Annotated in this window: 13 protein-coding genes; 1 reads left to right on the plus strand and 12 read right to left on the minus strand. The window is 56.4% G+C overall.

What is annotated here, in order from left to right; translation table 11 throughout:
* Position 1: 1 nt before the first annotated feature.
* The 9 genes from GOQ28_RS16530 to rfbB form a co-directional block, all read right to left on the minus strand.
* Positions 2-799 carry an ABC transporter permease gene (locus GOQ28_RS16530; protein ID WP_160357233.1) on the minus strand — a complete coding sequence of 266 codons (798 nt, stop codon included), beginning with the start codon at positions 797-799 and terminating at the stop codon, positions 2-4.
* Between the two features lie 119 nt (positions 800-918).
* On the minus strand, positions 919-2910 hold the full coding sequence (locus GOQ28_RS16535) for a glycosyltransferase family 2 protein (RefSeq protein WP_236844397.1): 1992 nt from the start codon (positions 2908-2910) through the stop codon (positions 919-921).
* A gap of 155 nt (positions 2911-3065) precedes the next feature.
* Entirely contained in the window at positions 3066-3980 is a 915-nt protein-coding gene (locus tag GOQ28_RS16540; RefSeq protein ID WP_160357235.1) for a glycosyltransferase family 2 protein, read from the minus strand.
* 47 nt (positions 3981-4027) lie between these two features.
* Positions 4028-4864: a UTP--glucose-1-phosphate uridylyltransferase GalU gene (gene galU, locus GOQ28_RS16545; RefSeq protein WP_160351728.1), complete on the minus strand. Its 837-nt coding sequence runs from the start codon at positions 4862-4864 to the stop codon at positions 4028-4030.
* Positions 4865-5029: 165 nt separating this feature from the next.
* Positions 5030-6991, minus strand: a complete 1962-nt coding sequence (locus GOQ28_RS16550; protein WP_336603793.1) for a capsular polysaccharide biosynthesis protein — start codon at positions 6989-6991, stop codon at positions 5030-5032.
* A gap of 45 nt (positions 6992-7036) precedes the next feature.
* Entirely contained in the window at positions 7037-7588 is a 552-nt protein-coding gene (gene rfbC, locus GOQ28_RS16555; protein WP_160357237.1) for a dTDP-4-dehydrorhamnose 3,5-epimerase, read from the minus strand.
* Positions 7589-7594: 6 nt separating this feature from the next.
* Entirely contained in the window at positions 7595-8473 is an 879-nt protein-coding gene (gene rfbA, locus GOQ28_RS16560) for a glucose-1-phosphate thymidylyltransferase RfbA (RefSeq protein ID WP_160357238.1), read from the minus strand.
* A gap of 24 nt (positions 8474-8497) precedes the next feature.
* A complete protein-coding gene (gene rfbD / locus GOQ28_RS16565; RefSeq protein WP_160357239.1) occupies positions 8498-9406 on the minus strand; it encodes a dTDP-4-dehydrorhamnose reductase in 909 nt (302 codons plus the stop codon).
* Complete coding sequence (rfbB, locus tag GOQ28_RS16570; RefSeq protein ID WP_160351733.1) at positions 9403-10479, minus strand: dTDP-glucose 4,6-dehydratase; 1077 nt, start codon at positions 10477-10479, stop codon at positions 9403-9405. Before rfbB ends, rfbD begins: the two co-directional genes overlap by 4 nt.
* A 242-nt stretch (positions 10480-10721) precedes the next feature.
* On the opposite strand from rfbB, the gene GOQ28_RS16575 reads away from it, so the two are divergent.
* Positions 10722-11735: a glycosyltransferase family 4 protein gene (locus GOQ28_RS16575; RefSeq protein WP_160357240.1), complete on the plus strand. Its 1014-nt coding sequence runs from the start codon at positions 10722-10724 to the stop codon at positions 11733-11735.
* A 72-nt stretch (positions 11736-11807) separates the two neighbouring features.
* Here GOQ28_RS16575 and GOQ28_RS16580 read toward each other — a convergent pair whose 3' ends face one another.
* The 3 genes from GOQ28_RS16580 to GOQ28_RS16590 all read right to left on the minus strand — a co-directional run bounded on the left by GOQ28_RS16580 (position 11808) and on the right by GOQ28_RS16590 (position 14260).
* On the minus strand, positions 11808-12596 hold the full coding sequence (locus tag GOQ28_RS16580) for an SDR family NAD(P)-dependent oxidoreductase (protein ID WP_160351735.1): 789 nt from the start codon (positions 12594-12596) through the stop codon (positions 11808-11810).
* Positions 12597-12716: 120 nt separating this feature from the next.
* A complete protein-coding gene (locus GOQ28_RS16585; protein ID WP_160357241.1) occupies positions 12717-13208 on the minus strand; it encodes a Dps family protein in 492 nt (163 codons plus the stop codon).
* Positions 13209-13312: 104 nt separating this feature from the next.
* Positions 13313-14260, minus strand: a complete 948-nt coding sequence (locus tag GOQ28_RS16590; RefSeq protein ID WP_160351737.1) for a LysR substrate-binding domain-containing protein — start codon at positions 14258-14260, stop codon at positions 13313-13315.
* Between the last annotated feature and the right edge of the window lie 30 nt (positions 14261-14290).

Here is a 14290-nt window from a genome sequence, read left to right on the forward strand (position 1 = left end):
GCTAAACAATTCCCTTAATTGCCAACATTCGATTTTTCCGCAGTTTAAAAAGCCCCAGGCCAACGCATAGAAAGATTGCTGCGGAAAAGAGCACGTAACGCAATGAAGTAATGTCCAACACTCGGTAAAAGGGAAACGCGGCCTCTCGGATAAGCTCGATTAAATGCAAGAAAGGATTCCACTGCACATAGGGCAGGACGTAACTCGGGAATCGAGAAACGGGAAATATTGCGCCCGAGGAAAAATAGAGCACCAAAAAAGCGAAGCGAACAAACGTGCGCAACTCGGGAAGTAGATCGACGACCACGGCTAATACCATTCCAATGCCGAATGCCAACCCCACCCCTATAGCGAGTAGTGCCAACCACTCCAACGGGTGCGCGATCGTCATGTCGTACCCGTACCAAGCAAACGCGAGAGCCACTATCAGATACGAAATACACGCAAGGCTGCACTGCAAAATCGTCCGTGCGACAAATGTATCCATGGGGGTCACCTGTTTATAGGCAAACAAACCCCGATTCGCCGATAGACCCTCCATAATCAACATCGCTACTCCGCGGAACATCACAAAAGGCGCGATCCCGGAGAGCAGAAAGACGGGAAAAGGTATCCCTTGAACATCGCCCCGACCCCGTATGATGCCGATCACTACGGTCATCACTACGAGCTGAATCACTGGCTCTGCCAGCATCCAAAAAGCACCCATGCGCCGCTGCCCGAAACGCGCGCGCATCTCGCGAAGTAGCAACGCGAAGACTACGGCACGAGTTATCTGAAATGGGCTGCGATGAATCATTAGGAATCAATTTGCGTGAAGAGTGCTGCGGTGCAGTATACCTACGATCGGGGCGAATTAACCTGACTGTTTGTTCCAAAAAGTTCAATCGCCGCAGGACGCGCCGGTGACGGGCCTCGTCATATCATGCTCCAAGGAAATTGAACATTAGGCATACCACTCAGTCCAAAATCAGGATGCTGGTAGTTCAGGTTCGGATTATAAAAAGGGTCATGATGCATTAAATGCGCCCACCGCGTCCGCATATATTCAACTTCTGCCCTCGCGCGCGCGATCTGATCCGGACTAGTGTCCTTCCCGCGTGTTACCGACTCATGATGGTAGAGCAGCGCGTGAGGCGTCCACACGACCCGATAGCCCGCCTCACGCACGCGGAGACAATAATCCACGTCATTAAACGCGACGGTCAGTTGGACCTCATTGAGCCCATCCAACGCTTGATACACGGATTTCTTAGTCAGCAAACAAGCCGCAGTCACCGCCGACAGGTCTTGAGCGACTAGCGCACGGCCGCAGTAGCCGGGATCATCGCGACCAATCCCCGAATGCAAATGATTGGCGCATCCACCTGGCCCCACCGTATCCCCACCGTGTTGGACCGTATCATTGCCGTACAACAGCTTGGCGCCTACCGCTCCCACACCTTCTTGCAACAGGCGGCCCACCATCTCATCTAGCCAATCCGGCGAAATAACTTCCGTATCGTTGTTCAGCAAACAGACCAGCTCACCATTCGACTGAGCCACGGCATAGTTATTGATTTTGGAGTAGTTGAAGGCCTCATCAAACGGCAGTACGCGTACGTTTGACGCGCGGGCAATTTCTCCCAAGTACTTCAACGTCTCCGGCACGACAGACTGATTGTCCACGACGATAATTTCATATCGCGGGTACGATGTCAGCGTCATCAAGCTCTCTATGCAGCGTTGCAGGTGTTCTAAACCATCTCGCGTAGGGATGATGATACTCACCAGCGGCAGCGCGTCTGGCAGAGCGTAGCGAACGCGGCAACGATGGGGCCCTGACGCCGCGACGCACGCGGTCACCCCGTGGGCTGCCAGATGCGCTTGCACTATCTCGCGCGTTTCTTCCCCGTCGGTAGGATCCGCCGAGCGGTTGTCGTGGCGGATGTGCCATAGCGGCGCCGGCACATGCACCGGTTCCCTGCCCTCTGCCGCCAGGGCTAATAAAAGGCTGTGGAGCGCTCCGTTCACGCTGTAGCGTTGCGCTTCGGCGCTGTCCCAGAATCCGGTCACGTCGCGCAGACGCCACGTAAAAGCATCGCCCATATAGTTCGTCGCCCGTAAGAGCTCCGGCGACCAGTCGGGCTTGAAAGCTGGATCGCACAATCGGCCATCGACGCCAATCTCATCATGATCCGCATATACGACGTCGGCGCCCTGGCTGCCATCGATGACGTGGGCGAGCCAATACAGGGCTGCCTCGGCAAGGCGATTGCCTTCCCTCAAGATAATCACCCACTTGTCCCCGGGCGACTTGGAAGCGCCCGGCGCGATGGCATGCGCCGAGCGAGAGGCGGCCACCAACCTCGGTATCCACCCGTTTTCGGGCCAGACTTCCGCGGTGAAATGCGGATAAATTTGCTTATCCAAACCGGCGTGGTAAAGCACAGAGGCGGACTCCCGACCGTTCCTTGCTAACACAACGATTTGGAACTGCGGGGGGCTAGACCACTTGGCCAAACGCCTGCGCATTGCCTGGCGGTCTTCGGGCGCGATCCGGTAAAACTCCGCGTACCAGTCCGCGTAGCTACGCATGTAGGCGTTGGCGCGGAAGCGGCAAGCCACGCCGTAGGCGTAATCAAGATCAGTAATCAGCGTACGCACCCGAAAGCCAGCACGAAGACGTCGTTCGACAGGCTGGCGGAAAAAGACCGGCACCGCGCGTCGTAACTGGCGCAGGCGATATTCAACCCAGGTCAGCCGTCGAAGTTCTATCGACAGATCCAACACCTGTTCCGTATCGGAAGGGCCTTGAAGCTTTACAGCCTCAATGGCATCCGGCACGGAAACGATCTCTAAGATACGGCCGCTACGGGGTATCAGGATATCCAGGTCGACAACCCGCCCACCGCGCAGCTTAAATGACAATACGGCCCCGTAGGCGCGGTCGTGCCCGGTGGCCAGTCCTTGTACCAGGTATCTTCCAGCTGCGGCGGATCCGCTGTCTGAATTGGCAGGCGCCGACCAGTCAGATTCGGGATGCGGTATGAAAACCTTGGTCTGTAAAAACATGTCGCCCCGAATCAACCTCGTTTCAAACCGGATTTGAGGTTATGCAACCATTGTCTCCAGGTCGGTTCGGGGTCAACTGAGTCCACGACAGGTGCAATGAGGGCTTCGAGCCGGGCAATCTCCGCTTTGACGGCGGGGACCAGAGTCAACATTGCATCGCAAACTTCATTATTTTTATCGTGCAGTTCGAAATATTTCTTATGTTTGACCCGGCCGGCCTTTGAAGCACTGCCTTTAGGGCTTTTGCGTAGCACAAACTCTTCGAATGACTTCACGACATAATGATTAACACGTAGGTGGTCCCAAACCACCGTTTTGCTCAAACTATCTTTACGGCCCTCGCGAAAATCCAGCTCCTGCCCTAATGCGTTGATGTAGCGCCCACGCTTTAATGTCGCGTGGTGGGGCGTCGTCCAGTGATCAACATATCCCGGCCGGACGACTGCCTTGTAATGCTGGTTCACGGAAAACTTATTCAAAGAACGCTTGAGAAAGCGCTCGATGACCAAGCCGTCTTCCCAGAATCGATGCCCCGCGGATCCAAAGCACGCCCAATTCAGCGCCAGACCACCCACATCCGCGTCGGAAAACAGCTCTGTCAGTTTTGGCACAACCGATGAGGCACCCCCCATAGGCGCGATGAACTCGTCGGCGTCAATAAACGCAATCGCGTCCACGTCCGACGGACACATTTTGGTCAGCAGGTTGTACGCCCCAAGCTGCGGGCGCACGTCCGGCTCATCCTGATAATCAACGACCGTGATCGGTTCGTGCTTTTCCAGGGTAGACAGTATCTGTCGGGTCAAATCGGTGCTGCCATTATCGGCGATCAAAAACCGACTGAACCCCACAACCTTGTGGAACGCCAACCATTCCAATACATATGCGTCTTCGTTCTTGAAAATCGCACCCACTGCAAACTTCATAGGATGATGATCAAAATGGTTGTTATGCGTGTTAGAGCAAACTGCGGTCAGATACTGAAGCCGTGATATTTCTGACCCAACGCCAGAGTAGCGGAGAAGAAGCCCTGTTTATTGCCACAATCGTAGCGGGTGCCAGCATACTGGTATCCAAATACCGGGCGATCGCGCAACATGGCGGCGATACCGTCGGTGAGCTGAATTTCGCCGCCCGCGCCCTTTCCGGTCTGGCGCAGATACTCGAAAATCTCCGGTTCAAGGACGTAGCGACCCACCACGGCCTGCGTGGACGGCGCTTCCTCGGGCGCGGGCTTTTCTACCATGGCGTCCAGGCGCCACGTTTCCTCATTAATCTGATTTCCAGAAATGATGCCGTATTTGTTGGTCTCGCGACGCTCGACGTTTTGAATACCCAGCACGCTGCCTCCGCATGAATGCGCGACCTGCACCAGCTGCCGCGTTACCGGCACGTCGGCATCAATGAGGTCATCGGCCAACAACACGGCGAACGGCTCATTGCCGACGACAGGCGCTGCGCAGAGCACCGCATGGCCGAGGCCCAGCGGTGCGGGCTGTCGAATATATACGCAATTCACGTGCGAAGGAAGAATCCCACGGATAGCGCGCAGCTGCTCTTCCTTGTTCTTCGCCTCCAACTCGGCCTCTAGCTCCGGCATGGAATCGAAATGATCTTCGATCGCCCGCTTATTACGGCCAGTTACGAAAATCAGTTCCGTCACGCCGGCTGCGACTGCCTCTTCAGCAGCATATTGGATGAGAGGCTTGTCGACGACGGGAAGCATTTCTTTCGGCATAGCCTTCGTCGCAGGCAGGAAGCGCGTGCCTAGCCCGGCGACAGGAAATACAGCTTTACGGATCGGTTTCATAGCGTCCTACAAAAAAAGCGCGAGAATGAAAAATCTTTCGAAATTGGAGCAAGGCGGCCATTGTGCCTAGACGCACAGCAGCGGGTGCAACGGAGTATCAGGTTAGTAACCTAATAATTCAGGTTTGCAAAACGCTCAATTAAAGCATTTTTGCCCGCTGATTGATCATTTTTCCCGGAAAATTTTTGCTATATAGTGCCGCCAGCCTATACGACTAGGCTGCTTACGCCAGGAAACTAATTCAGCGAGAACCCGTTCCGGCGTGGTGAAGCGCTTGGTAGTTCGACTCACGTAGGTGGGATATAAGATGAGCGCGCCAGCGACGAGTTGATCGACGGACAGCCTCCGCTGGCGCCTTGCACGCACAGGATCAGTTAGGCCGCGGTCGATACTCAAGCCCCACCCAGCATAAAAAGGCTGCCCGTAGGTGACAACCGGTACCTCGCGCAGGATGGCTTCAAATCCCGTCAACGAGGTTAACGTATGCACCTCATCTACACGCGAAAGCAGGCGCTCGATCGAAACATTATCGACAATTTCATCACACCATTGCAGCGCCTCTTTTTCACCGTCGCCAGATTCTCGCAACCCCGCCAATACATCGGGGTGGGGTTTATATAGTAGATAATCATCAGGATTACTTTGCCGGACGCTGCGCAACAGATCTATATTGCGACGGACCCCATGAGCACCGAAACGAATCGATGCATCTGTTTCGACTTGACCAATGACTAATAACACGCGTGCAGTCTGGGAGGGCCGTGTCCAATCGCGCTGAGTCGAAAGATTGTATTTAGTAATACCGGCTGCACATATGGCTTCGCGCAGGGCCCGGGCACGCGCAAGTAGCTCGTCCGTAAAATCCGTCTCAGCAAGGATCCTTTCTAACCGCGACGGTCGAGTGGCATCGTAGTAGATACCTACGTCGTCTTGCACCCATGAGACAGGCCTGACTAAATCAGCACCTAAGCCCACCGAACGAAGAAAGCCGTCTTCCACGCGGATAACCGGCTTGGCCGGCGAGCGCTGAGAAAGGACAGAATCTCGCTTACATCCCCATGTTGCTAGTCCGTCGTGGTGCAACACCCTGCGCGGAAACCAGGAAAATTTGACGCGACTTCCATTAAAAAACTCGCGCACATAGCCATGCTTCCAGCCGGAAAAACCAATGGCCGTGATTTGTTCAGGGAAACGCTGCCGCATGCGCCGCTGCAACGCTAGCCACGCCAGCACCACCTCCGCATCACAGCGCTGGCCAGTCTCTGGATCCACATAGCGGCAATAGTCGATTAAAACCGCATGCGCGAGCTGCAGCAGCGAGACTGTCTGCCGCCGGGCCGGCGCGGGCTTCGCATCTGATGTCAGCCCCCACCCTGCATAAAACGGCATGCCAAATGTCCGGACGGGTTTCTCCCACAGTAGCCCTTCGAAACCCAGCTGGGACGTGACGGTGTACACCGCATGCGCCTTGGCCAATAGACTCGCCGGATGCACGTCCCGATCAAGCAGCACGACCCGCGGCTCAGCCCGCAGTTGGTCGAGGTTGAAATGCCCGCGTTTGCGGCCGGCCACCACGTCGGGATGAACTTTGACGACTATGGTTCGAGTGGGATGCTCGGCAAGCGCCGCATCGAGCATACGAAGGAAATCCTCGGGCGCGGCGTCTCCGGCACTAACCGAGGCATCGCCGAAGGTTTGATCCACGACAAGGACAAAGCCGGGCTCCAGCCCTGGGCATGCATCATCGCGACTGTGGTTATATTTCGAGACCATGCCGTCACGCCAGGCATGGATTAAAGCCGTCGCCCGCCGCGCTTCGCTCGCATTAAGCTGCCGCTTGATCATGGCCTCTAGTCGGGTCGCTTGACCAGCATCCAGGTATAGCGCCTGGTCGTCCATGACGATGCTAAGCGGCGGATCATCCGGCCCCAACCCGACTGAACGCAGAAAACCGTCTTCGATGTATCGCACCTGCAGCCCATGACGGTGCGCATAGCGTTGCGCCTTCAACGCGCTGGGCCGCTGCCCCCAGGCAAGTACGCAATCATCTGCCTCGGGACGCCTCGGTGGCGGGTACACGAGTTCGAAATCATCTAGCAGTGCGGCAAGCGTGCTGTGTTTGCGCACGCCCGCCGTACACAGTATGAGGCGGGCCCGTTTCATGACGCCCCGTCAATCATCAAACAGATCCGCTTGGGCGAATGTTTCCGCTTGCTGATCCTTTTCCGACAGGATGACACCCGAACCGGACGGCCATTCGATTTTTAATTGCGGGTCATTCCATCGGATCGAGCGTTCGAGATCTTTATCCCAATAATCCGTGGCTTTATAAAGCACATCGGCAGTCTCAGAAAGCGCGATAAACCCATGCGCAAAACCTGCCGGGATCCACAACTGCCGGCGGTTCTCTGCTGACAACACGACGCCGATCCACTTCCCCAACGTGGGAGACCCTCGTCGCAGGTCGACCGCGACGTCGTATATCTCGCCCGAGACCACGCGCACCAGCTTGCCCTGCGCGCGCGGAGCCAATTGGTAATGCAACCCGCGAATCACGCCTTTAACGGATCTCGACTGATTGTCCTGAACGAATGTGACCGTGTGGCCAACTGCCTCTTCGAATTGACGCTGATTGAAACTCTCGAAAAAGTATCCGCGCGCATCTTCGAACACGCGCGGCTCCAGCACACATATCTCGGGGATGGCAGTGCGGATAATGTTCATTGGACTTCAGCGTTCGGTGACAATATTCAGGAGATACTGACCATAGCCGTTCTTTTTCATCGGTTCAGCCAAAGCCAACAATTGATTCGCATCGATATATCCGAGACGATAGGCAATTTCCTCGGGCGAAGCCACCTTCAAACCTTGACGTGCCTCGATGGTCGCAATGAACTGGCTCGCCTCCAGCATGGACTGATGCGTGCCAGTGTCGAGCCAGGCATAACCCCGGCCAAGCGTGACGACTTCGAGTAAATCCTGCTTTAAATATGCCAGATTCAGGTCGGTGATTTCATACTCGCCACGTATTGACGGCTTGATCGTGGCGGCGATTTCAGGCGCCTGCTCGTCATAAAAATACAAGCCGGTGACCGCATAGTGGGATCGCGGACGCAGCGGCTTTTCTTCAAGACTCAGCGCCTTGCCCTGCTTGTTGAACTCGACTACCCCGTAGCGCTGAGGATCCTGCACGTGATAGGCAAATATGGTCGCGCCGGTTTCCTTTGCCGAGACGCTATGCAGCAACCGGGAAAAGTCATGACCATAGAAAATGTTGTCGCCCAACACCAGTGCCGAAGGCGCGCCGTCCAAGAAGGCTTCGCCAATGACCAAGGCCTGTGCCAGCCCCTGCGGCTCGGGTTGAATCGCGTATTGCAGATTGAGGCCCCACTGGCTGCCTTCGAGCAATAGCTGCTGGAATCGCGGCATATCCTGCGGCGTGGCAATCACCAGAATGTCGCGTATGCCCGCCAGCATGAGCACGCTGAGCGGGTAATAAATCATCGGTTTGTCATAGATGGGCAGCAGCTGTTTTGAAACAGCCAAGGTCGCCGGATACAGACGCGTACCCGAACCTCCTGCCAAAATGATGCCCTTGCGACTCTTCATGCAGTTGAACTCTCGCTTGCCATATCACCGCGCTAATTGCGCAATAGTTTGCTGAACACCGTCCTGCCATTGATCGAGCGACACTCCAAATGCCTGGCGCAATTTAGTAGTATCTAACCGCGAATTAGCAGGCCTTGCGGCCGGTAAGGGATACGCTGCAGTAGGAATGGGCGTTACAGTTTCCGGCGATGCTTTCAGCACCATACCGGCTTGTCGAGCCAGGTCCAAGATTAAACAAGCGTACGCATGCCAACTGGTTTGACCCAGAGCGGTGAGATGATAACAGCCGTATGGAATCTTCTGATTCGGCAGCAGCCCGGCCATCGCATATTTCTGACAAAAACTAATCAAGTCGGCGGTGACGTGCGCAATCATGGCGGCGCTAGTGGGCGCGCCGATCTGGTCCGCGACGACCTTTAAAGCGGCCTGATTCTGTGCCAGCCGCAAAATGGTTTTGACGAAATTTTTACCAATCCCACTGTGTACCCAGCTCGTCCGCAGTAAAAGATAACGGGAGGATTCTTGAGCAACGGCCTCTTCGCCGGCGAGCTTGCTGCGACCATAGCTGGATTGCGGTGCAGTGCTATCCGTCTCCACATAGGGCGCATCTTTATCGCCCTTGAAGACATAGTCGGTCGAATAGTGGATCAACATCGCACCGCTGGCCTCGGCCTCTTTGGCTAATAGCCGAGGTCCATGCGCGTTGATTTTCATCGCCAATTCCGGCTCGGTTTCCGCGCGATCGACGTCGGTATAGGCAGCGGCGTTGACGATAATGTCCGGCTGCTCGGCATCCAGAGTCGCCAACACGGTCTGCGGATCACCCAGGTCGCATCGCTGCCGATCGACCGCAACGATATGACCCAGCGCCGCGAGACTTTGTTGCAAGGCCTGTCCGACCTGGCCGTTCTTGCCCACCAGTAGAATCTTCACGCGCGCAGCTCCGGCGAACCAGTCTGGGCTGAAGCCAGCTCGCGATAGGCGCCGCTCAATACCCTCTCGGTCCACTGCGAATGGTCTAGGTACCAAGCGACGGTCGAGCGCAACCCTGATTCAAACGTCTCCGATGGGCTCCAGCCGAGCTCGCGGGTAATTTTGCTGGCATCGATGGCATATCGCCGATCATGGCCAGGGCGATCCGTAACGTGCGCGATTTGCTGCGCATACGGTTGACCATCCGCACGTGGCCGCATTTCGTCTAACAGCGCACAGATCGTATGCACTACGTCCAGGTTGGCGCGCTCGCTATTACCGCCAATGTTGTACGTCTCCCCTACTCGTCCTGCTCGCAACACGGTCGCTAGCGCCTGGCAATGATCCTTGACATAAAGCCAGTCACGTACCTGCTGCCCATCGCCATAAACAGGTAGGGCTTTGCCCGCCAGGGCATTCAGGATAATGAGCGGAATGAGTTTTTCCGGGAACTGATAGGGCCCGTAATTGTTCGAGCAATTAGTGGTTAATACCGGCAATCCATAGGTATGACACCATGCCCGGACCAAATGGTCGGACGCCGCCTTGGAAGCCGAATAGGGGCTATTAGGCTGATACGGATGCGCTTCAGTAAAGGGGTGATCGGTCGGGGCCAGGGACCCGTACACCTCGTCGGTCGAAACGTGGAGTACGCGGAATCGCTGCCTCTCTTCACCGCTCAGGGTGTCGTAATAAGCGCGCGCGGCCTCCAATAAGGAGAACACGCCGAGGATATTGGTCTGGATAAATGGGGCCGGACCGTCAATCGAACGGTCAACGTGCGATTCCGCCGCGAAATTAATTACCGCGCGCGGCCGATACGCCGTAAGCAGACTCTGAATACAGCCACCATCGGCGATATCGCCACGTACGAATCGATGCCTGGCGTCGCCCTGCAGCGCGTCCAAGGTTTCGAGATTCCCTGCGTAGGTCAGCTTATCCAGGTTGATGACCGGCTCGTCCGATTGTCGCAACCAATCCAGCACGAAATTGCCACCAATAAATCCGGCCCCACCTGTCACCAATATCGTCATTTCGAATCGTTCTGCTCTTCCAACTGAGATCTTGTACTCGACCCCAACGGCATAGTGTGCCGCAGCGGACATTTTTTGTTAAGCCTGATCGTAGACACTCAGTATCAACGAGCAGCAGAGTAATGTAACATTGCGATCTCCGGAAATTCTATATTTCTCAGTATCCAGTGTTAACGCCGTTATCCCGCCTCCTCTCGCGAATGCGGTATTCACGCGCTTTGCCTCACCGGCCGGAGCGCGAGGTGGAACGGTGGCTGGTTCTGCAACAAAAAGATAATCCTTCTACTGACTATTACATACGCCCCTTCCTTCGGTCCACAGGTCTGCCCGTGGTTTACAAGGATTTGGATGCCGACCACCCACAGTTTGGGGATTTGGCGCCTGGAACCGGGGTAGTCATTGTTCGATACATGAATACGCGCTGGGCCAAGGCGCTACGCCAACACCGCGCCCAGCTGAGCGAAGTTGCGTATTTCATGGATGACGATCTGCTGCACCCTGAGCACTGGGCGGGGCTACCGAACGTCTATATTAAGAAGCTGAATAAATATTGCGCGGCCTTTGCTCCCGATATTCAGGCCCTGGCTTCTGTTTATTGGTTTTCAACCGAAGAACTACGCGCGCGCTATCCGTACCAGGCCGCGCAGGTCATCGCGCCCAGGCCGTTGCCGGAGGACGCAGAAACACAGGAGCTTTGGCATCCGCAGTCGTCCAAAGGACCCGTACAAATCTTTTATCACGGCTCAGCCACGCATCAAGCCGAGATGGATTGGTTGTATCCGGTAATGCGAGAGGTGCTGAACGCCAGGCCGAGAGCGCACTTTGAGTTGATCGGCAGTCATGGCGTCAATCAGCAGTTTAGAAATTTGCCCCGTACGCGGGTATTGCATCCGCTGTCCTGGCAGAATTATGTGAGCCATTGCAGGACGCTAAACGCTCATATTGGGCTGGCCCCTTTGTTGCCCTCTCCGTTCAACATGGGGCGGTCGCATAGCAAGATTTTTGATATTACCCGCTGCGGCGCGGTAGGGATCTATTCCGACCCCAGCACTTACGCAACGGCGATTGAAGACCGAGAAGATGGTCTTTTACTAGCTAATGATCCCGACCTTTGGGTAGAAGAAATAATCGGGCTCATTGATGACTCAGCGCGTCTGAACACGCTTCGCCAGCGCGCGATTGAGCGGCATTCCACTTCACAGCCAGAGCTCGATGCGTCTGGGCATCGCGAGGCCGGCCTGGTCCTGCAGCCTTAAGGCTCTCTCCAGTCAGGCGTTGCGCTACGCCTACTACCGTTCAATATGGCGTCGACGCTAAGCTGGTCTGGGTTATCGGTAGCCCAAGCGTCGCAATATCCAGCCCGACACTGAAGGGTGAATCACCGCCAACAAGAAACACCCCAGGTTCAACGGAAACGGAAAACTTATCCGCGCACGATTACGCGCGAGACCTTGGCGAATGACGCGCGCCGCACGATCGGCGCGCCAGAGGAATGGCTTTGGTCCCGGCATGTCGAAGCACATCTGCGATTCCACGTAGCCCGGCATGATCACATTGATGCGCACGCCCTGCCCCGCCACCAGGTCACGCATGGCCTCGCCGTAAACCTTGACGGCGGCCTTGCTGGCGCTATAGCTCGGCGTTTCGGGCAACCCGCGCCAGGCGGCTAAGGAGCTTAACAACGCTATCTGCCCACCGCGACGCGCTTGCATGGCGGGCAAGCAGGCATGGAGGGTAGCCATGGTGGCTTTGACGTTGACATCGAACAGACGATGCATGTCTTCCCAACGTTCGCCTTGCTGATCGGCACCAACATTGATGTTGACGCCCGCGTTCGCGATGACAAGGTCGGGTGCCTCGGTCTCGCTCATCTCGGTCAACCATGCGCGGAGCGCGGACTCATCGCGCACGTCGAGCGCCTGTGTAATCACACGCACGCCGACGTCGCCTAGTTCACTGGCCAGCTCGTCGAGCCTATCTTTGTTGCGGCCCTGCAGAATCAACGTGGTGCTACCCGCGCGTGCATATTCCCATGCCAAAGCGCCACCAATGCCGCCAGTGGCGCCGGTAATCAACACACAGGCGGGAACGGAGTCGGAGATGGGCGGACGCGGCATATGGATTATGGCTCAATAGAAACAACACCGGCCTCCTCGCAAGGAAGCCGGTGAAACTTTGGCGGCGCGAGCACTTCGCTGGCGCCGCTTCAGCGTGTCAGGTCAATAATACCGAGACGATTACTGGAGCAAGCTGCGCAGCATCCAGGCGTTCTTTTCATGGATGTCCATACGTTGCGTCAACAGGTCTGCGGTCGGCTGATCGTTGGCGCCATCGGCCTTCTCGAAGGCAGCGCGAGCGGTTTTCGACACGGCCTCGTTGCCCTTGACGAGCAGACGGATCATTTCCATGGCGTCCGGAACGTCCTGCGGTTCGGAGATAGAGGACAGCTTGGAAAACTCGCGATAGGTGCCCGGTGCGTGCACGCCCAACGCGCGAATACGTTCGGCGATGTCATCAAGTGCCGCCCACTCTTCCGAGTACTGCGTCATGAACATTTGATGCAGCGTGTTGAACATCGGACCCGTGACGTTCCAGTGGAAGTTGTGCGTCATCAGGTAGAGCGTGTAGGAATCCGCCAGCACCTTGGAGAGCTCGGCCGCGATCGCCTCGCGGTCCGAATCCGAGATGCCAATGCTGATGTGTAGACCCGAGTTAGACGACTTCGACATGTAGTGCTCCTTATCCACGTTGAACATAAGACAAGAATACCACTGTTAAGGGGCGTATTCAGCCGAGTTGCGTCGGGTGGATACGCCCTCTCGCGCGCACCAAATCAGTGCTCTGTCGCGACCTCGTGGTCGAGCATCGTCACGCCCGGCAATTGACATTCGTAGACTGCTTTGGCGAGGGCTTCAATCGCGGCCAGTCGGGGAAAACTGCGGCGCCAGGCCAGTACCACACGGCGCTCGGGCGGACGGCCCGAAAATGGCACATAGCGGATCAGGCCTTTGTCTGAAGGCACTTCTGGGATAGCAGTTTGTGGCAGGACGGTAACCCCGATTCCCGCCGCCACCATGTGGCGAATGGTCTCCAGCGACGACCCTTCGAAAGTGCGCTGGATACCGTCGCTCGCGGCGGAGAAACGCGACAACTCCGGACAGACCTCAAGCACCTGATCGCGAAAGCAGTGGCCTGTGCCCAACAGCAACATGGTCTGCTGCTTCAGGTCCTCGGAACTGATCGATTCGCGCTCTGCCCAGGGGTGATCTTTTGGCACCGCGACAATGAAAGGCTCGTCGTAAAGCGGTTGGGTGACCAGCCCGGCCTCGGGCAGAGGCAATGCCATGATGGCGCAATCGATCTCGCCTTGGCGTAGCAGCTCGACCAGACGCAGCGTGAAGTTTTCCTGCAGTAGCAGCGGCATCTGGGGTGTGCGCGCGATCTGCGTTGGCACCAGTCGAGGCAGCAGGTACGGGCCAATGGTATGAATCACTCCCACCCGCAACGGGCCGGCCAGAGGATCGTGGCCCTGGCGCGCGATTTCCTTGATGCTGGCGCTTTCCTCAAGAACTTTCTGCGCTTGGGTAACGATGCGCTGGCCTATCGCGGTGACGCCGACTTCGGAGCCACCGCGTTCAAACAAAGTGACGCCCAGCTCGTCCTCGAGTTTGCGAATGGCGACGGACAGCGTGGGTTGACTAACAAAACAAGCTTCTGCGGCGCGGCCGAAATGGCGTTCGCGCGCAACGGCGACGATGTATTTAAGTTCGGTCAGAGTCATGGAGAGTCTTACCTAAGAAAAGTCGCCACT

The sequence above is a fragment of the Bordetella sp. 02P26C-1 genome (assembly GCF_009763255.1).
GTDB lineage: Bacteria > Pseudomonadota > Gammaproteobacteria > Burkholderiales > Burkholderiaceae_B > Bordetella_A.

Excerpts from the sequence above, each read along its gene's own strand:
- GOQ28_RS16540 (WP_160357235.1), bottom strand. The coding sequence starts at position 3,980 with ATGAAGTTTGCAGTGGGTGCGATTTTCAAGAACGAAGACGCATATGTA.
- GOQ28_RS16580 (WP_160351735.1), bottom strand. The coding sequence starts at position 12,596 with ATGCCGCGTCCGCCCATCTCCGACTCCGTTCCCGCCTGTGTGTTGATT.
- GOQ28_RS16590 (WP_160351737.1), bottom strand. The coding sequence starts at position 14,260 with ATGACTCTGACCGAACTTAAATACATCGTCGCCGTTGCGCGCGAACGC.
- rfbA (WP_160357238.1), bottom strand. The coding sequence starts at position 8,473 with ATGAAGAGTCGCAAGGGCATCATTTTGGCAGGAGGTTCGGGTACGCGT.
- GOQ28_RS16530 (WP_160357233.1), bottom strand. The coding sequence starts at position 799 with ATGATTCATCGCAGCCCATTTCAGATAACTCGTGCCGTAGTCTTCGCG.
- GOQ28_RS16585 (WP_160357241.1), bottom strand. The coding sequence starts at position 13,208 with ATGTCGAAGTCGTCTAACTCGGGTCTACACATCAGCATTGGCATCTCG.
- galU (WP_160351728.1), bottom strand. The coding sequence starts at position 4,864 with ATGAAACCGATCCGTAAAGCTGTATTTCCTGTCGCCGGGCTAGGCACG.
- rfbB (WP_160351733.1), bottom strand. The coding sequence starts at position 10,479 with ATGACGATATTGGTGACAGGTGGGGCCGGATTTATTGGTGGCAATTTC.
- rfbC (WP_160357237.1), bottom strand. The coding sequence starts at position 7,588 with ATGAACATTATCCGCACTGCCATCCCCGAGATATGTGTGCTGGAGCCG.